Origin of the sequence: Treponema ruminis, from assembly GCF_014201975.1 — a bacterium.
GTDB lineage: Bacteria > Spirochaetota > Spirochaetia > Treponematales > Treponemataceae > Treponema_D > Treponema_D ruminis.
In genome coordinates, this window is the sequence record NZ_JACHFQ010000005.1 from 335,496 (window position 1) to 355,251 (window position 19,756).

Annotated in this window: 8 protein-coding genes; 1 reads left to right on the plus strand and 7 read right to left on the minus strand. The window is 45.2% G+C overall.

Going from position 1 to position 19,756, the window contains the following annotated elements:
• Position 1: 1 nt before the first annotated feature.
• The 4 genes from HNP76_RS09355 to HNP76_RS09370 form a co-directional block, all read right to left on the minus strand.
• Positions 2-970 (minus strand): metallophosphoesterase family protein, encoded by a 969-nt coding sequence (locus HNP76_RS09355; RefSeq protein ID WP_184659800.1) that lies wholly within the window; start codon positions 968-970, stop codon positions 2-4.
• Positions 967-1,695 carry a hypothetical protein gene (locus HNP76_RS09360; protein WP_184659802.1) on the minus strand — a complete coding sequence of 243 codons (729 nt, stop codon included), beginning with the start codon at positions 1,693-1,695 and terminating at the stop codon, positions 967-969. The genes HNP76_RS09355 and HNP76_RS09360 overlap by 4 nt, the downstream gene beginning before the upstream one ends.
• Before the next feature lie 102 nt (positions 1,696-1,797).
• Positions 1,798-3,294: a peptidase U32 family protein gene (locus tag HNP76_RS09365; protein ID WP_184659804.1), complete on the minus strand. Its 1,497-nt coding sequence runs from the start codon at positions 3,292-3,294 to the stop codon at positions 1,798-1,800.
• 2 nt (positions 3,295-3,296) lie between these two features.
• On the minus strand, positions 3,297-4,277 hold the full coding sequence (locus HNP76_RS09370) for an alpha/beta hydrolase fold domain-containing protein (RefSeq protein ID WP_184659806.1): 981 nt from the start codon (positions 4,275-4,277) through the stop codon (positions 3,297-3,299).
• A gap of 70 nt (positions 4,278-4,347) precedes the next feature.
• On the opposite strand from HNP76_RS09370, the gene HNP76_RS09375 reads away from it, so the two are divergent.
• Positions 4,348-5,256, plus strand: coding sequence for a homoserine O-succinyltransferase (locus HNP76_RS09375; protein ID WP_184659808.1), 909 nt, complete (start codon positions 4,348-4,350; stop codon positions 5,254-5,256).
• A 176-nt stretch (positions 5,257-5,432) separates the two neighbouring features.
• Here the strand turns inward: HNP76_RS09375 and HNP76_RS09380 are convergent, their stop codons facing one another.
• The 3 genes from HNP76_RS09380 to HNP76_RS09390 form a co-directional block, all read right to left on the minus strand.
• Complete coding sequence (locus HNP76_RS09380; RefSeq protein WP_184659810.1) at positions 5,433-6,476, minus strand: SAM-dependent methyltransferase; 1,044 nt, start codon at positions 6,474-6,476, stop codon at positions 5,433-5,435.
• A gap of 24 nt (positions 6,477-6,500) precedes the next feature.
• The gene (locus tag HNP76_RS09385; protein ID WP_184659812.1) at positions 6,501-6,881 is read right to left on the minus strand and encodes a hypothetical protein; all 381 of its coding nucleotides are present in this window, start codon (positions 6,879-6,881) and stop codon (positions 6,501-6,503) included.
• A gap of 74 nt (positions 6,882-6,955) precedes the next feature.
• Positions 6,956-19,744, minus strand: coding sequence for a FlgD immunoglobulin-like domain containing protein (locus tag HNP76_RS09390; RefSeq protein WP_184659813.1), 12,789 nt, complete (start codon positions 19,742-19,744; stop codon positions 6,956-6,958).
• Between the last annotated feature and the right edge of the window lie 12 nt (positions 19,745-19,756).

Sequence of the window (19,756 nt, forward strand, 5' to 3'; positions counted from 1 at the left end):
GCTAATTAAACTTAACGATTTCAGTGTGCACCTGCTGGCTCACTTCATTCACGGTGACAATTGCACACTGTTTTTCTGCCCTGTGAGTAAACCTTAAAGAGCCGATTACATCCTCGCGGAATTTCTCGAAGTCAAAGCCATAGTCAGAATGAGCGTGGCCCTCGTAAACCTGCCTCACATTGCTTTTTGCAAAATAGGTTAAAATCGTGTTGCGCTCCAGGGTATTCTGAATGAGCATGAACATATCGCTGCCGCCGGCGTAAATCGGATAGTGGGAAAAGGCGATTTTTGGGCGAGGATCATCCCCGGCCTTTTTTTTAAAATCGGCCAGCTGCTTTGTGCCCAGGCTTCCGTTCGCGCTGTCGAGGAAATAATACGAAAATCCAGGCCAAGAATCTTTTGAATCAGCATCGATGTTGAGGATATAGCTTGAAGTGTGGGGATAAATCAGCTCCATGAAGTGGGACTGGCCCTTGTGGTAAAGGTCGTGATTTCCCAAAATAGAGTAGACTTTGAAGGCACTTGAAGGCTCATTTTCAAAAGAAAGATATTTTCCGGCAAGAGCCCTTATTTTTTCTTCAAAGCGAAGGTATTCCTTAAACTGCTCTTCCTTTCCGCCGTCAGCCGTATCCCCCAGATTCACTGCAAAGCGGGGAATCTTAGTCAAATCCTTGTCCTCGCCCTCAGAATATTTTTTGAACCAGTCGTCAAGCCATGCCAAAAAAGCCCCCTCATCCAATTCTTCCCTTTCCGAGCCGAAATGAGAATCCGTAAAGACAAGAAAACTGTAGGTCGAAGAAACTTGAAGTTTTTGAGAGGACAAATCCAGAGTCCCGAGATTTTTCATGGAAGGAGAACGCTCGTCAACGTCATCCTCGGCGAACTGGCCCCAGAAAAATCCATAGGCAGAACAGGAAGCCAGAAAAAGGAGCAATAAAAAACTAAGGGAAAGTGAGGCAAGCTTTTTCAAAATGTGTACCTCGCAGAAAGTTTAAAAATCAGACTGTCAACGTAGGGAGAAGTGGCATAACCGTCCGCAATCCGCATGGAAATGTCGCCGCCAAAGCGAAGGCCTGAATCAAGATTGACGGCCGCCCCGAGTTTGTAGTGAGGCGAGCAAAAAAGTGGGTAAGAATAGAAATCGTTGAGGGCGTGCTCGAAGTAAATTTCAAATCCGTTCTGCCAGATTTTATCGACCAGAAAACCGGCCTCAGGGTAATCGTCATAAATCCAGGGAACGTAAGAAGAAAGGGCGTCTATTTTCGTGGCTTTTCCGCCATATCCGCCATAAAAAGTGATGGTCGTGCCTGACTTGCTCTGATAGCGGAAAGTCGTGTTAAAAAGATAGTCGTGCTCGGAAGAAATGTCCTTGTAGCGCTGAAAATGGTATCTGCCGCCACAGCCCAAAGCAATCCGGGCCGTCTCAAAATACCAGTTGGCAAAGGGAAACCAAAGCTGGCCCCCGAAAGTCAGGTCAAAAGAATCTTCGTAAGCCTGAAAGCCGGCCAGCCCCTCCCACCAGTGGGAAAGAAGAGCGACTTCCGAGGAAAAAAGCCTGTTATACTGCTCGATTCCCCGGCTGGTCGTGGAAGCAAGGTCAAAGCTGATGAATTTTGTAAGCCTTCCGTCGTTGAATTCAGCGAATGAAAGAGAAGAAACCAGTGTAAAAATAAATACAAAAAGTTTTTTCTTCATTTTGGCGCAAAAATCTCTAGCGGCTGCCCTTCCACCCTTCGCTAACGCTCATTGCTTCACTATGTTCCGCAACTTCGGGGTTCCACGGCATGGCGGGCTTAACTATCTGCCATAATCGCGTATCTCGCCCTCTACATATTCCGGGTCTTTGACTCGGACCAGGGTGTTTTCTTCGACCGGAACCCCTGTGTAGATTGCACAGTCGTGGTCGGCGTTTACCCAGTCCAGCTTTTCACCGGTCTTCGGGTTGATAAAGTCGTACTCGCTGCCAGAAACCTTTCGGCCCAGCACAGAAGGTGAAACAAACTCAAGCTCAGTGCCTGCATCGACTCTGTTCAGGGCATCGTAAGGATAAACCTTCCAGCCCTCTCGCTTTTCTACAGTCTTGATGACCTTTTCCGGATGCTGCTCAAGGTCACGCAAAACGGCCTCGCGGGCGTTCGGGTGCATTGCAGCAAGCTCAGCCTGGCGGTCTGCGACAAGTTTCTGTCCTGCCGCAAGGATTTTCTCACATTCTTGGTCTGAATATGGATTTCCCATGGCGGCCGCAAGCAGATATGGAGAATCACTTGCACCGATTGTTGTTTTGTCTGCGTCTCCGCGGTTGTAATAGAAGCCTGTCGTAGCCTCGCGGTGGGCAACGTCGTCAAGGGATGCGATGAAAGGAGCGGCTTCTTCTGCGGAAATTTTTCCTTCAAGGGCATCGAGTGCCTTTCGGTAGGCGCGGGCAACCATGGCAACGTAGTAAGTTGACTTCATGCGGCCCTCAACCTTGATTGCATCGACTCCGGCCTTTTTCATGTCGGCCAGATGGTCAATCATGCAGAGGTCTTTTGAAGAAAGGATTGCCGTAAAATCATCGCCCTCAAAAACCGGGAAGAACTCGCCCGGTCTCTGTCTTTCCTGCAAACGTAAAATTCCTGACTGGGCAATTTCTTTGGCAGCCTCAGCAGAAATCTTTCCGCCCTCAAGATTGAGCTTGCTCTTTTCTACGCCCAAGTCGTATTCCCATCTGCAAGAGTGAGAGCAGAAGCCTGACTGAGCCGAACGGCCTGTAAGATAGGCGCTCATGAGGCAGCGGCCTGAATAAGCGATGCACATTGCTCCGTGGGCAAAGCACTCAAGCTCCATCTCCGGGCAGGCGTCTTTAATTTCGCGGATTTCATCGAGGGAAACTTCGCGGCCAAGAACGACACGCTTAAAGCCCAGAGAATGATACATTTTGACGGCTTCTTTATTCATGCAGGAAGCCTGGGTCGAAAGATGCAGATGAGTGCCCGGGAATTCCTTCTGCAAAATGGGCACCATGCCCAAATCCTGAACGATGAATGCATCAATCGGGTACTGCTTGAAATAGTCGAGGTTCTGCATGAACATCTTGAGGTCATGATTGTGGAAAGCGATGTTCAATGCACAGAAAAGCCTCTTCTGAGGATATTTCTTTTTAAGTTCGATTACACGCTTGTACTCGTCTTCGTAAAAATTGTCGGCCTTGATACGGAGTGAAAATCTTTTGAGACCGATGTAAGCCGTGTCTGCTCCGTAAGCATAAGCGTAGCTGAGTTTATCAATATTACCTGCAGGACAAACCAATTCCATAATTAACTCCTTTCAAGTTCGAGCTGAATTTCGTGGACACTTTCGTTAGAGTGGTCTTTCGTCGTAATCAGCTGACCGATTCTCTCCACCGCAAGATGTGCCAGATAGAGATTTTCGTCTGCCAGCTGGAACATTGGCGGCATCTTCTTCCATACGTCGAGCTTGCATGTGCCGCCGGAATTTTTGAGCATGTCGCTGAAAACAACGGCATCATCGTAGAATATTTCCTTTTCGCCCATCTGAATGAAAACAGGCGGAAAATTTTCAAGCTGTTCTTTTGTGGCCTTGAGCGGCGAAACCAGAGGATTGCTCCAGTTTTCCTGATATGTGTAGTGCTCGCTTGCAAGGCGGACTGAATCAGCCGTAAAAATCTCATCGCTCACCTTTTTGCTGGTGAACATGTCGTTTTTCTCAGAAAAATCAAGCCAGGGACTGAAAAGAACAACCTGACGGATAGCCTCGCGGTACTTTCCCTGAAGACCGTAAATCAAGCCCAGGGCAATTGAAGCGCCGCTGGTGTCAGCCATGATTAGGATTTCAGGAACCTTGGTAAAATCCTCGCTGTCAGTGCTCATTGAAAGGGCCGTTTCCGTCTCAATAAAGACCGACTGGAAAACCTGCTTAATGTCATCCAGGCTGGCCGGGAATGGATGAGAGGGAGCAAGCCTGAACTCAGGAAGAAAAGTCCTGCTCGATGTGGCGTTTGCAAGAGCCGCAACAAAAGGCCTGTAAGAAGCCCTTGACCCGCCGACAAAACTTCCGCCGTGAACATAAATCAGGACTCGGTTTGAGGCGTACATTTCAGGTACGATCATGTCGCACTTTATGCCCTGGAAGGATTTTTCCTCAAGCTCAACATTGTTGGGCAAAAATACGGAAGAAAAAGTTTCATCAAAACGAAGCCTGAAATCGTTTATGTCAATTTTGGGAGAAAGATACAGACTCTTAAGCTTTTTAATGGCAGCTCTTCTATCGTTATTCATAAATAAAGTATAGTAAAAAAAAGAAAAACTTGCTACACTAGGCCCTATATCAAAAGAAAGTGAGGTCATCATGCCAATTAAGATTCAATCAGATTTGCCAGCACGCAGCATTCTTGAAAATGAGAATATCTTCGTGATGACCGAAAACCGTGCGGCCAGCCAGGATATCCGTCCTCTCAAAATCGCAATCGTCAACCTCATGCCCACCAAAGAGGCAACAGAGACCCAGCTTTTGCGCCTGCTCGGAAACACGCCGCTTCAAATCGATATTTCTCTCGTTCGCATGGAAGAGCACGAATCAACCCACGTTTCAGGCGAGCATCTTGAAAAATTTTACATTCCTTCAAGCGAGCTTTTCCGTCACAAATACGACGGCATGATTATCACGGGCGCCCCTGTCGAGCAGATGCCTTTTGAGCAGGTTGATTACTGGGAAGAGCTCTGCAAAATCATGGACTACGCAAAGAAAAACGTCTTTTCTACCCTTTACATCTGCTGGGGTGCACAGGCGGGTCTTTACCACAACTACGGAATTCAAAAGCAGGGCCTGCCCAAAAAACTCTTTGGAATTTTGCCGAATCACCGCACTGTAAAGGCAGATCCTCTCATGAGGGGTTTTGACGACGTTTTCCCGGTTCCAACCAGCCGACACACCACTGTTGACCGAAAATACATCGAAGCCAAGGATGACCTTGTAATTCTCGCAGAAAATTCAGAAGGTGAGGTCACACTGTCAAAATCAAAGGACAACCGCTCAATCTTCATGATGGGCCACCTGGAATACGACACGGAAACTCTTTCCCACGAATACTGGCGGGACAGAAACAAAAACCTTCCGATAGATTTGCCGGAAAATTACTTTCCTGAGGACAACTGCACCCGCTCGCCGATAAACACCTGGCGAAGCACGGCGCACCTCTTCTACTCAAACTGGCTCAACTACTACGTCTACCAAGAGACCCCATACGACTTCCAGTAATATCGGCTAAGCTCAAATCATGCTTCCAGCAAGAACCGTCCCTTAGGAATCCACGGTTGTGCGAATTTGGAAATTGGACTCGCTGCGCTCGCCCGCACAAAGTGGATTCAGGGCCGAACCTTGCTTCCGCATGATTTGCACTTTATCGGCTTTTAAGAAGTCGCTATGCGTTCTGATTAATAATTTCGAATCATAATCGTTAACTCGTGCTTGTTGTAATTCAAGTGCACGATTTTGGAATTGGGGATTGCGGCGAAGTCGGCGATTAGCGGCCAGTTGATTGCGCCCTGCATTTTGATTGTGCAGATAATGTTTTTGGCACGGCCAGATTCACGCCATGTTTTAATCCATTCAAAAAGACGCTCCGGGTAGCAGATTACGTCGCTCAAAAGCCAGTCGAGTTTTTCGCACTGCAAAGACTCGCATACTTCCTCTGGTTTTAAAGTAAAGGCGTCGTGAGCCATGAATTTTACATGCGGGTCAGACATCAATGACGGAGCAAGTTCTGCCCTGTCAACTGCAAGGACGTCCGCTCCCAGCTGACGGAGAACCCAGGTCCAGCCGCCCGGACAGGCACCGGCTTCAAAGCACTTGTCGCCCTCTTTCGGGAAATCCACGCCGAAAAAACAGTGATAAAGGGAAAGGCTTTCCTGAATTTTAAGATAGGCCCGGCTGGGCGGATTTTCATGGTCTTCCTCAAACTGAAGGCTGCCGGCCGGAAGAGGCGAATTTGTTTGAGCCGAAGCAATAAGAGTCTTGTCGTCAAGCAAAGTGTAAAGGCCGATCGGGCTGTTTGGGATATTCACAGGGAATTTTCGCACTTTTAAATTGATGTAGGGAAGCTTGTCCTGAATCAAGGCTGCCCGGCGGAAAAGCTGGTACTGGTAAGGAGCCCAGTTTCGCTGGATATTTTTGAGTTCGCCTGCGGCCTCGCCGATTGAGTCAAAGTGAAGCAAAAAAGGCTGGGCCATGACGGTCCTTGCCCAGTAAGGCAGGCTGCCCCCATCTTCATTTAAGGAATCAATGCTGAAATCAGGACAGTAAAGAAGATCCCCGTACCAGACGGCAGAACCTTGAGAAGCAAATGACTTTCCGCTGATTGTTGCAGACTCGACGATTTTTCCGTAGCCGAAGCGGTCAGCAAGTTCAGAGGCCAGAAGATTTTTCATTTCGGGAAAGGCAAGAAAAGCCACTCCCTGCAGTTTCTCGATTTTTGTCATTTTTGAGACTTCCTGATTTGAGATTTATATGAACAAAGATTCTGTGTCGTAGGAAATAATGCCTGTGTCGTCTTCGGAATTCAAGTCTTCCTTGAGCATTTTGATGTACTTTTCGAGACGGGCTGTGTCCTTTGAGTGGAGAATATAAAAGCCGATTGAAGTTTTTCCGTCTTCAAAATTTGACCACATGGGCCGGGCAATCAATTCCAGAGGCTCGGCGCTTATTCTTGAAAGACGGATCTGAACGTTATATTCCTTTTCGGCATCGACATCACAGGGAGCATTGAATTCTGCCTTAAATCCCTCTTTGCTGATGTCTGTCAGAACGCCACTGACGATACACAGTTCGCTGCAATTAATTCGGGCGAAATCGTCAAAACGCTCTGATTGTCTGTTTTTTTTCATAACCTGATTATTATGAAGAAAAGCTGAGAAAGTTTCAATCATAGGAAAATGACTGAAAAATCCCAGCGTCAGCCCTACTTCACGACCATGACCTTTCGGGTTTCATCAATTCCGCTGCCTGAGACGCGGATGAAATAAAGACCTCGGGCAACAGGCTTTCCGGCACCGTTTTTGCCGTCCCAGTAGAAGTAGTGTGTGCCCGATTTGACTGAGCCTTTTGAAAGCCGCTTGATTATGTTTCCGTCCAGGGTCATGACGAAGACGTTCAGGTTTCCGTCATTCTTCATGTTCACTTCGATTGCTGTCTTTTCGCCTAACGCAGCATTGATTACGTTGTTGAGGATTGTGACTCCGCCCCTCTGCCTTGTTAAGTCTCTTGTCGTGAATGACCACAAGTCCAGATATGAGAAGTCACCGGCTGAAATCCGCTCTTTTGGCATTCGGAAGGTGTAAAGAGGAATGCGCGGAGTTCTTGTGTCGCCGTCATGGTTGATTTGGATTACGTTTCCGCTTGAATCCAGAATCTTAAAGAAGAACTGATATTCCTTTCCGGCTTCAATATTGAAATCCTCGTTTCTCCAGGTCATGTTCTTCAAAATGTCAGAACCTTCGACGTCAGCAAAAAGCGGCGGAGATGGCAAAGATGCCGAAAGCGGAGAAGGATTATAGCTGAGGGAGAAGGCTTCGAAATGATTATCCAGCCAGATTCGCCAGTCTCCTTCCGTAAGAAGATTGTACTTGCTGCCTTTCCATTCCGGGCGGATGTTTGCCTTTTCGTCATAAACAAGGGCAAGGGCCTCACCGTTCTTCAGGGCTGATTTTCCCTTGTCATCCTCAGAATCAAAGAATTCAAACTGGAAGACGATATCCCTTCCTGAGCGCAGGCGGTTGTAATTCTCACCGTCCTCGCTGAAATCATGAACCGCATAGTCGCTTGACTCTGGCGCAAGGCCCTGGCCGTAAATTTCATGTTCATCCCAGCCGTCATCATCAGTATTGTCAGAGTAGGCGTAAAGCATGTTCACCGCATTGATTGCAAAATCGCTGAGGGCATGGCAGGTGTGAACCGGAACAGGATTGCCCAGCTTATCCTGAATGTAGGAAGCAGTAACGTCTCCAAAGAGGGTTGCCGTTCCTTCTCCCAAATCATTGATGCGGATCCAGATTTTTTCGACGTCATCAAGGGAAATCTTTCGGTCGAGGGTAAAGAGAATGGCCGTATAATCCATGTTTCCGACGGCAAGCTCAGCAGAAAGAATTGAAATCGCCTTGTCACCGTCAGGAGCCGAAGTCGTATCAACATTGTCTTCCTCTGAGTAAACGAATTCCAGGTTGGAAGCGATTTTTTCAAGAACCGAAGGAAGTTCACCTCCCAGCTCGCTGAGGTAAGTTCCCTTGTAGGCCAGAGGCTTGGTGAAGACTGCGTAAATTTTATTTTCACCAACCGGAGAAATCGTCATCGTAAATGACGGCGGAGTAATATCGATTGTGTGGAGGATTTTTTTATCGGAGCCTGAATCAGTATGAAGCAGGCGGTTTCCGGCCAAATCCGTGATGAATGATTTTTTCGGCTCATAAGTTACCGTAAATGTCGTTCGGATAGGGAGCTTTGAGTCATTTGTGTTGATTGTAAGTCCCAGATAAGGCTGGTCGTTGTCGGTAAATGTCTCGGAAAGTGTCTCACCTCGGAAAATAGGACTCTTTACATGCTGGGAAATGTCTCTTTCTGCAAAAGGACGGAAGTCAGACTCAAAGTCATCGAGAGAATATTTGTATCTAAAGGCAGAAATTGCACCGTCAAGTGAGCTTCGCCTGATTCCACCGTGGGTCATGGCAGCTGACTGAGGGATTGCCCGGCTACCACCGGCACTTTCAGGAGCCTCAAAGCCAGGAATTACGTTGCTTCCGGAAGAAGACCAGCCTTTTCGGGCAGCCCACTTATAGAGGTCGTCAGCGGAATAATTCTGAGTGTTGTCAAAGAGGTGCATTTCAATCGTGTCGATATAGGCGTTGGTGTTTGAATTAACCGTTCCCAGCATTTCGTACTGCCTGTAGTCGCTGTCGCCATAATTCCAGCTTACGTTTGGATCAGAGTCGTTAAAGTTGGTGACGTAGGCGGCAAAAACCGGGTGACTGCAATCCCAGTCGCCGTAAAGAGAAGACGGTGAAGAAGATGCCCGGTCGTTGACTGAAAGTGAGCGGGAAGAATTGTTTTCATCAAAGATATTTTTGACAGGCTGGCCCTCAGAATCTACTGCAAGGTCAGTGATGAATTTATTTGCCAGAGGAATGACCTGACCGGCCGGGCTTGTGCTTGAATCGATGTAGCCAATCCAGTTGTGGAATTCCGCTCCGTCCAGAGAGAGAGGATTTTCTTCGTCAACATAGCCTGCGACAGAAATCCTTACCCGGCTTGGGAAGATTTGCTCTTCATCCCCGGCATTTTTTGAGAATTTTCGGTAAAGGGCATGAGCCTTGTTGGTGTCCGAATTGAATGAATATGAGCCTGCCGAACCTGATTTGTAGCCGGACGTAAGCTCGCCCTTTTCGATTGAAACGAAGCCTGCAAGAGTCAGGCCTCCGGAGCCAGAGTTATTTGTGATTGCACCGCCGTGTTTTTCAGCAGAGTTAAATTCCGTCTGGGCCTGCTGATTCTGATTCTGCTCGACCGCCCCAGCCATAAGGTTTCCGATGTCCACTGGCTCAGAATACCTGAGTTCGATAAAGTTGTGGGAATCATAGAATTTCTGAGAATCAGCCGTACCGGTATTTGTTGAGTGAAGTTCCTGGCCGGTAAAAAGGTCAACCAGAACCGGGCGAGCCCTGTCGACTGTGGCAAAAATCGGAGCATCAGAATAGTCAGCATAATTTTCGCTCCACTGGCCGATTCCGTAATTGCGGCACATAGTTTTTCCGTCTGCCGCAAAGAAAAGTCCTTCAAACAAAGACAGGTCTGTCGTTCTGTTGCGGTGGATTCCACTCCTGTCAGTGCTGTCCTCGCTTCCTGCAGAAGATGCGGTCGCGTCAGTGTTCCAATTGTTTGCGGCGGAAGAAACCTTGAGGTAAAGCGGAGTGAAAGCCGGAATGTCAGTAAGGGCAAGACTTGATTCCGAAAGAGGGAGAGAGCAGTCAGTTCCGTCGGATTCCGTGTAGAATTTTCCGTCAAAGGCAAGGGATTTTCCGTTGTAGAAGATTCCGCCCTTTTCCAGAGAAGAAACAAGCGCGATTGTGCTTGAAACTTCGCCCTTTGAGTTTTCCAGAGCCATGTCAAAAGTCAGGCAGATGACAGAATCCGAGACTGAGTGTGCCCCGCTGATTTGAGGAAGCTCAAACTGGAAACCAGTATTTCCGCTCTTATCAGTGACATTCTGAGCCTTTGCGGCCGTAACGAAAGCCGAGCCTTCCGGGGAAGAAGCCGAACAATTTGAGATTTCAGAATTAAAGGCAACTGCGTAAGGAAGTCCCCACTGTCTTTCGGTGACGTCGCTGCTTGAATTGAAGATTGGATTTGAAGCCGCCTGATTTGGAATTACAAAAGAAGCGCCAGACAAATCAAGTCCGTTGGCGTAGAAATTTCCTGAAAGAATGACCTGACTTCCGCTTGTCAAGAATTCTGACTTGAAGCCCAAAGATGCAGATGCCGGCTTGTAGGCCAGAGAATCATAGCCGAAGTAAGCGAATCTTGAATCAGAGCCGGAATAGCGCGGGTCATCAGGGCTGTAGGTCGGACCAAAGAGAATCAGGTCTTTTCCAGAGAGCTTGACTGCCCCGGAAGTGATTTTTCCTGAATAGCCGCAGAAGATTTTCTGCCATGTTATATCAGAAGAAAGCGTGAGGGAAGCCTCTGTATCCATGTCCACGAAAAGGTCAGAGGCAAAGGTCAGGCTGCCGGAAGCAGTTCCCACAGTCCGTGAATTCTGACCGTCCAGAAGAATATACTTCTTTTTTGAAAGGAGGCTTACGTCAGCAAAGGAAATGACGTTGCCCTTGAGGTTTACGATTTCTTCAGAAATAAGATTTCCGCCGAATTCAGCATTTCCGTAAACAAGAAGTGAAGCAAGAGGATTTACAAGTCCGCAAGTTTTTTCAAATTTTACGCTGGTGAGTGAAGTTTCGTTTCCAATTGAAAGGGCTCGGGGCGAATCCGAAGAATCAGAATCGAGGTCGCCGGTGAAAATCACGGAATTTGAGCCGCAGTCAATCTTTACGTTCTGAGTGAGAAGGGTTCTTGCAAATTTTGCCGAAGAAGACAGGATTGAGCCTGCAAGTTTTGTGTCGCCCGCCGTGTGTTCAAGTGTGTTTGCAAAAACGCAGGCAGAGTCTTCTTTTGTTCCCAGGATTACGTTTCCGCTCGTTCCAAAAGTGACGGCTTCAGTAATTTCGCAGGCAGAATCAAAAAGAATTGCAAAATTGGTGTTTTCAGCGTTTGTCAGGGAAAGGGCCTTGAGCTTTTCTGCAAATTCAATGCTTCCGGCTGCGACACTAGCATCGTCCAAAGAGAATGAAAGACCTTCTATATTCGAGGTGAATTTCTTGCCGCTTCCTTCCTGGACAATCTTTACGCTTCCAAGGTTTGAAGGAGAAGAAATCAAGCCGGCTGAGCCGTCATCATTGTTTGCACTGGCGTATTTTCTTCCGTCATCAAAAGTTACCGAGCCGAGAGTGAGGCTCTGGCTGTTGTGCAGGTAGCTTCCGTAAACGGTAAAGTTCCGCCGGACGACAAGACCAGAGCCGTTTGTGGCATTTATTCCGCCCGGAACCGTCAGATCAAAGAAGACGCCGGAAATCGTAATCGGAGTAGCCGAGAGACTTACATTCTTTTTGTTGAAGATGATTTGGTCGGCCTTGCTGCCAGAAATGCTTCCGGCAAGCAGGAGACTTCCGCCCTCGCTGCCAGAATCCCAAACGCAGGAACCATTGTTTTCGATTGCAGAAACCTTTTGAACGGCGGTCGCAAGATTTACGCCGGTCTGAGTGAAGCTTGCCCCCTCGTCGATAATCAGTTTTCCGGCATCAAAAGCAACATTCTTAAATGTAAGGGCAGTTCCAGACTTTAGGGTAAGGGCTTTTGTGCTGTCAGTATGCTTGAAAGAGGCGTTGGAATCAAAGTCAAAGAGGGGAACCGTGATTGCAAGGTCACAGTTTGCAGAAAGAGGACTCTTGAATTTCGCAGACTTATCCGAAGTAATGCTCAGTTCGGAAGCAGAATCAAATTTCACACCAGCTCCAGCAGTAAAAATCACGTCAGCCAGCAAAGTCAGGTTCTTTTTGTAAGTCTGAGAAAGAGCCGTCGTGACGTTTCCGCCCAAAGAAGCCGGACTTTCGAAAGTGAGGGCAGAATTTTCATTTCCGCTCAAGATGTCCGAGCCGAAAGATAGACGTGAATCAGCCGCATTGAAAACAATTCCCGCATTGAGGGTGACTTTTCCTTCGTAATCCTGAGTATCAGCAGTCGTGACGTTTCCGTTGAGAACGACGTCGCTTTTAATAGTCAATTTTGAAGAATCAACGGCTCCGGTCAGGCTAAGAGGACTTGTATCACTCTTCTGACCTTTTAGCGTGACATTTCCAGCCCCGCTAATCTGTACGTCACCGGCAAAAGTGTTATCCCCGGTGAGTTCAAGAGACTTTCCTGCTCCGTTTGAAATCAAAGTTTCTCCAGAAACCGAAATCGCCCCGGAAATCTGACCGCTAGAGCCGTCCGTAAATTCAAGAAGGGAGAACTTGTCGCCAAAATTCGGGGATACGCGAAGACCAAAATCACCGTAATATTCAAAAAGACCCGTAAGGAAAGAATTTGAGTCCAAAGGAAGCTGGGCAATTCCAATAGCTCCGTCAGAAGTAATAACTTCCGTACCCACAAGCCGGATTCTTCCTTTGTTTACCAGCGTGTTCAAAGTGAGCTGGAAGCCGTTAAAGTCAAAGACCGCCCCCGAAGCAATTGTAAGACAGCTTGCAAGACTTTCATTTCTGTCAGGGCTTCCGTCACCGTCATCATCAAGGGCAAAATCTTTACTTCCCTTGTCGAGATACAAATCGCCGCTCAGAACCGGATAATTTCCGCCAGCCAGCTGGTTAATCTTTACATCAGCATAGCGCCCCGGAACAGATTTAGGGCTCCAGTTTTCACTTCTATTCCATTCATGAGGATAAGCAGAATCCAAAGCCGTCCAGACATATTCATGCCCCGCGAAAATCCAGTTGGTGTTGCCAGTTCCGTCTGTGTTGTAACCGTTTTTTGCATAAACGATGACAGGATTTGCAGAATCAGTAAAATTCGAATTAGTGATGACCGCATGAGCAATCGAATGATTAAGTCCACCCGCAGCAGGAGAAATCATCCACTCCCCGCTTCCAGTCAGGTTGATTTTGCTTGCATCAGAGCCGTGAATCGTTAATTGGGAGACGGTCTGAGTCGTGTTGGGGGTGAAAGTCAGTGTGCTGCCCGGAGTTTTACAAATAAAATCCGCAAAAGTATTGCTGCCTGAAAGAGTTATGTCCTCACAGAATGAAGCGGCTTTAGCGAAAGTGTTGTGTCCCAGAAGATTTATTGCGCTTCCCGTAAAAGTTGCATTTTCCGCAAAAGCGACATTATTTCCGTCTACCGTTGAGTAAGCCCCGGAAAATTTAACAGGGGAACTTACATCCTGCGTAAATTTAACCGAGCTTTGGACTTCAAGGGAATCACAGACCACGGAAGCCAGTCGCAGGTTGCCGTCGCTGTTGAGAATGATGTTTCCGCCGGAAAGAGCAGGACTTACAGAAGAGTCGCCGATTGCAAGAGGATTTGCAAAAACATTTTCACCCTTCAGATAAAGCGCGTTTCCGCTTCCGTTTAAAATTGAAGCTGAGCCTGTGACAGTAAATTTCCTGACTGAATCCGCAGAAGCTCCGTAAAATTCATTCTTTCCGAATTTTAGGTTAACCGCACTGATGTCAGAATCCATTGCAAATGGACCGAGAATATTCAGATTTTCATAGACATTTCCCCAGACAAAGGCAGAAGTCGTTCCCGCGGCCTCGGCATAATACTCAACGGTGCTTCCAGAGCCGTTTTCTACGCTTGAATCAATCTGACCGCTTGCGCCGTAAAGCCTGACAGTGCCCTTGTTCACAAAATCCTTCGTTGCATTATCAGAATCGTCAGCAGAGACAGTAAAGCCTTTCAAATCAATCGCAGCACCATCCTTTACGGCAAGATTTTTCATGGTTACTGCATTTTCGAGAATCAAGTCTTTATTTCCGCTCGCTGTTTCAATGAAAATCGAATTCCTTTTTTTGTCATAGGTCGGCCATTTTCGTACTGGATAAAGGTTTCCGGCATCGTTCCTGTGCTTCCAGTTTGCGCTTGCCTCCCATTTTGAGCCGTCAGTGCCGGAGCCGCCAATCCAGTAATAGTTTCTTGAAAACCAGTTCAAAGTAGAATCTTCTGCCCCTTCATCAATTGTAGGAGCCCAGGCGTGAACAATGTCATATTTTGATTTTGAATAGGAAATATCAGTGTAAACAAAATCGGGAGCGGTAAGAGCCTTGCCCTTTTCGGAAGGGAAATTGAGAATCCACCAAGTTCCGCTTTGATTGTCATCAATCACGAGAGAAGATGCCGCTGTCGTAAGGTGAACTTTTCCGGTGGCAGTTCCTATCGAAGAGAATGAATCCGTAATAGTCTGTTCCTTGTTTGCGGCAAATTTTGCAGTAATGCCTGCACCATTGAATTTTAGTGATGCGAAGGTGTTTTCATCAGCAAATGTTGCGGTTGAACCAGCACCAATAAACGAAGCTGTATCGAATGTATTTGATGCCGCAAATGTCACAGTTGAAGATGCACCAGTGAATGCTGCATTGTTGAAAGTATTTGATGCAGAAAAAGTGATTTTTGCACCAGTTGAGCGTACATCATAAAAAACGTTCTTGCCGGAAACTGTCGAATCCGCACCCGAGAAGGTGACAGTTCCAGCAGACGCATTAAATCCGCCTGTTTCATTATTGTTCGTCAGGTTGCCGGTAATTGTAAAGTTCGAAGCTGTCGTTATTGAAGAACCTGAGCTAATTTCAAGATTTGCGAATTGTGCATTTGCAGGCTCAGCTGCGACATCAATTGTCTGTTCGGAAGAGCCTGCAAAAATAATGGATCCTGCTGAATTGGATTTCAAAGAGCAGGCTGTTGCAACAAATAAATCACCTTTTAAGGTTAAAGCGTTGTTTACCAGCAGGGAACCAAATTGAGATGAAGAGAAATCATTCTGCATGATATTAAGATTTTTTGCGACACTGATTTTATCATCAATTTTAACATCAGTTCCTGTTATCTTCAGATTCACATAGTCATCCTGCGTAGTTGATGAAAATTTTGTAACCGTCTGGCTTGTAGTTCCAGAATATTCGACAGTTCCTCCATTTAAAACATCATTAATTGGAGTTGTACCATTCGTGATTCTTGCATTTCCTGCATAAGATATTATGCCATAATTAGTAAGACTAGAACTTACTTTCAAAACAACCGAAGAAAGTGTTAAAACAGCGTTGTGGGGAGAAGCATTTTCCGTACCGACAGAAAGCGTAGCAATTTCGTAAGCAGAAGCAGGGCCGTCAAGTTTCGGGTAGTTTGAGACAGTTATACTATCCGGGATAACAACAGCAACGCCGACTGTATTTTCTGAGACAGCCCCTGGAACAATTCCTACATCCCAGTTTGACTTTTCCCCCCAAGAATTATCTGTCGTACCCTGCCATATAAACTCAAATTCATAACCCAAATCCCAGCCATTCTTGAAGAGAGCAGCATAAGCCATTTTTTCAGGATCTGATGTTGCAGCAGGAAGACTTGTATTAACCATGCCGGAATATGCCTTGTGAGAGCCGGTCTTTACATCAGTTCCTTCCTTTATGACAAGGTCCGCACCGATTGAAAGGTAGTCCGCCGTAAAATCAGCTGGCGCAACAATAATCGTGCCGTTTCCGCTGATTTCGATTTGGTTTGACTCACCAGTTCCCTTGATTTCAAGTTTTTTCCCGCTTGCATCAATAGTTCCGTCGTTCGCCACGTTTCCGCTGATTTTTATATCGTGCCCACAGGTCAGGCTCTTGCCGGATTCAATCGAAATGTTAGCATTCAAATTGATTAGGGAAGCCGCCGTTCTGGTAATTGTTGAATCGTCAGTTACATTAATAGAAGAAAGCGGAGTTTCACTTCCAACATCTTCCTCAAATTCAATGTTTCCGCCTGCAAGGGAAAGACTCTTTTCACCGTTTATAGATTTATCAAATATTATTGAAGCACCGCTGGTGCCAATTATCGCATCATTTGCAAGCGTAACAGGACTTCCGAAATGAGCCGAACCTGTAATTTTAGCAGTTTCTGAGTCAGTTCCGAAAGAAATTCCATCACCTGCCACAACAGTATAGTCAGTAGCCACGCCAATTGTTCCGCTGATTATAAGATTTTTGTAGGCAAGATTCTCAATTTCTTTGACAGTGCCGCTTCCGCCTCCCTTGTAATGCCATGTTCCCTGCTCATCAACTTTGCCTGCCGGAAGACTTACAGTTTCAGTACCTTTTAAAATGACAGTTCCGCTGTTTACAAAAGCATTCGAAATATCAAAAGTTGAACCTTCAGGAAGCTCATCACAAATTCCAGTCACCTCAAAATTATTTCCGTTCAAATCAAGTGAACAGCCAGCCGGAATAGTTATGTGCCCGATTGTAACAGCCTTAGTAAGCACAGGCTGATTTGTAACAGACTCTGCATAAGTTACAATTCCAGACGAATCAGGAACAACCCCGATTTCCCAGTTTGCAGGAAGATGAAAATTTGTTGGTTCTGTTGAATCTGTTCCAGTCCATTTGTAAATAATGCCCTCAAATTTCCAGCCATGAGGATTGATTACTGAATAATTAGTGCCATCTGCCTCAGATTTCTTTGCAAGGAAGGCTCCTGCTTTTACGGTTGTATCATTGTCAGAAATTTCAACATCTTTTCCAATCAGAAGATATTGTCCGATAAAATGCTCAGAATCAGAACCGGCTGTTACGAATTTTCCACTTCCTGCAAGTTTGACTTTGGCACCTTCAGAGCCGTTTAGAGTCAATTTATTGCTTACAATCTGTTTTTCTGAAGTTTCCAAATTAATAGAAATTTCGCTTGTAGCTGCTGATTCCGGTTCGCAAGTTAGGTTTATAAAATTGTTCGAATTTTTAAAATCTACATCTTTATTGATTACTACATCAACAAAATCTATTGTATTTCCGGTGATTTCTGATTTTTCTGAACCGCCTTTAAAAGTAACAGTTTTTTCATCTACATCAAAAGTACCGTTATTTTTTACATTTCCACTGATTGTAATGTTATTATCAAGTTTAACTTTCTTTTCGGAATCAATCTCTATATTGGTAATTATGTTTGTTTCCGCAGGGTTAAGCGAAAGTTTACCGTCAGTCCCGGTAAACACAAGCAATGAAGTTGAATTTATTTTACCAGAAGAGGTAAGATTTGCCGTTTTTATCGTACCGCCGTTAAAAATATCAGTTGCAGAAATTGTATTTGCTACTGAAAGCAGCGCTGTCTGCCAGTTATTAAGTTCTGTCATACCGGAAATAGATTCATTAACTGTTATTGTGCCGGCACGATTTTCAAGAGTTAAAACACCAGTAATAGATTTTGTTACACTGACTGTTCCATAATTTGTAAAGAGTTTTGCATATTTAATATCATTACCAACAGTTAATTCTCCGCCAGTGGCTATCGTTACTTTTGCGTCATTTGCGCCTGTATCAAAAGGCGCACTTCCCGCACCAAAATCATTTCCAACAGAAATAGTTCCGTTTACAGTAAGCTCATTTGCAGGATCTGAACTTCCACCGCATCCACGATAATCATTTTTTACATCCAATGTCTTTCCTGCATTGACAACAACTTTTGTTCCTGCCCGCTGATAAAAATTTCCTGCACAAGTGACATTTGCATCAACGACAAACTTTTCATCTATCCCACTGCTTGAAGCACAAATATCTACAGATTCATCTCCACGATTTCCCTTTAAGGAACCGCTTCCTGTAAAAGTTGCTGTATACGAAGAAGATGGCATATATTCACTTTTAGTAATTTTCATTTTACATTCATCAGCAACAGTTACTTCACCATTCAAATCAATATTAACATTTCCGCCAAAATAAAAGTGGTATAATTTCATTCCTTCTTTTGTTTTGAAAGTATGAGCTGTTGAAGTTGTGTTAGTTGAAGTTGTGTTATAAAAGAAAATTGTCGCACCGTGGCCATCAGAGCCATTATGCTCAAATTCCTTACATCCTGAAAAATCAACATCTCCGTCTATAAAATATGTTCCAGCAGAGGCAGCATGGAATTTTTCATCACCCACCTCTTCTATTGTAAAGTCTCCTTTGAAAATTACATTATTTGTCTCATCGGGTAAGGTTACATTAGCAAGTTTTACAGCCTCAGAAGAATTATTATTGATTTTTCCAGTCCCGGACACAGTCAGTTTTTTAACGGTATTTGTTGTACCAGCAAAATTAATTGTGCCTGAAGCAAGTGATAGTTCACCTGTGCCGGAATATCCACCGTTGAGTTCAAGGCTAAAATTTCCCAGGTTTATTTTTCCGCTATTTTCACAATTTCCAGAAAGTTTATAAGTGTTTCCGCCCAAAAAAGAAATTATACCATTGTTTATAAATTTTCCATCAATAAAAAAAGTATTCCATGATACTACATCAACTCCAGTTTCAATTTGTAAATCTCCCTCAATAATTAGACTGCCTGTTTGAAACCTTACCCCTCCATTCTTTACATGAATAGAACCTACTTTACTATCATTCGCACAATTAAACCAAAATGCACCTTTGCTGTTTTCATTAATTACAATTTGTTCATTATTATGCGTAATGGAAGTTATCCTAACACCTTTATAATCAGTAGATTCAGCATTGTTTTGTAAATATATTGTCCAGTTTTCTGATTCACTTCCAATCTGAAAATCTTTTATTTCGCTTACATTTTCACCAAACACCGCTGTCTCATTATCAGCATGACCAGGATAATCTCCATTCGGAACATGACCAGAGCCATCTGCATTTGGAGCCCAGTTACCGCTTGTTGTCCATTCTGAATCACCTGCATTTCCAGTCCAGTAGTATGTATCTGTTGCAATCGGGGTTGGAACTGTGTGGCCGTTATGGTTTACTAAATTTGAATTTACAGTAACGAAAGCTTCGGAAGTTCCTCCCGGAGTATTAAAACTTCCTGTTCCATCTCCTGTTACGCTCAGTCGTCCGCTCTGACTAGAACTTGTATTATCTAACGTGGATGTAATATTAACACTTACATCATTTGTAATCCTTATAACTGAATTAGTTGATGAACTGGTTAAATGCACAGTACCTGTTGAAAAACTTCCCTTTGTCGCTGAAGAAGAACTGTCAGTTATGATAAAAGTCAATGCAGATGTGGCCGAACCAGAAGCACCGTCATCTCCGACATGTCCTAAAGCCATTGTATTAGCAATCAGATTGTGTCCGTTTAAATCAATAGTTACGGATGTTCCATTTTTGGTATCAATGTTCAAAGCTTCGAGCTTAACATCCTCTGTTAATTTTATAGTATATGAGACTGCCTCACCTTCATTTGTATTTATAAAAACAGAGTCATTTGCATCATCTGTAGTTGAAGTACATGGCCAATCATCAGCATTTTTCCATTGATTATCAGTCTTATCTTCATATTGCCATGAATTTCCATTCTGCCAGAAACCGTCCGCAATTCTAGTCCAACGAAACTTACTGGCTTCAGCTCCCCACGCGCCACAAACCACCAGCCCCAGCAGCACAAGCATCACGCAAATCTTTCTCATTCTCATCATCCT

Excerpts from the sequence above, each read along its gene's own strand:
- HNP76_RS09370 (WP_184659806.1), bottom strand. The coding sequence starts at position 4,277 with ATGAATAACGATAGAAGAGCTGCCATTAAAAAGCTTAAGAGTCTGTAT.
- HNP76_RS09390 (WP_184659813.1), bottom strand. The coding sequence starts at position 19,744 with ATGAGAAAGATTTGCGTGATGCTTGTGCTGCTGGGGCTGGTGGTTTGT.
- HNP76_RS09380 (WP_184659810.1), bottom strand. The coding sequence starts at position 6,476 with ATGACAAAAATCGAGAAACTGCAGGGAGTGGCTTTTCTTGCCTTTCCC.
- HNP76_RS09385 (WP_184659812.1), bottom strand. The coding sequence starts at position 6,881 with ATGAAAAAAAACAGACAATCAGAGCGTTTTGACGATTTCGCCCGAATT.
- HNP76_RS09375 (WP_184659808.1), top strand. The coding sequence starts at position 4,348 with ATGCCAATTAAGATTCAATCAGATTTGCCAGCACGCAGCATTCTTGAA.
- HNP76_RS09360 (WP_184659802.1), bottom strand. The coding sequence starts at position 1,695 with ATGAAGAAAAAACTTTTTGTATTTATTTTTACACTGGTTTCTTCTCTT.
- HNP76_RS09365 (WP_184659804.1), bottom strand. The coding sequence starts at position 3,294 with ATGGAATTGGTTTGTCCTGCAGGTAATATTGATAAACTCAGCTACGCT.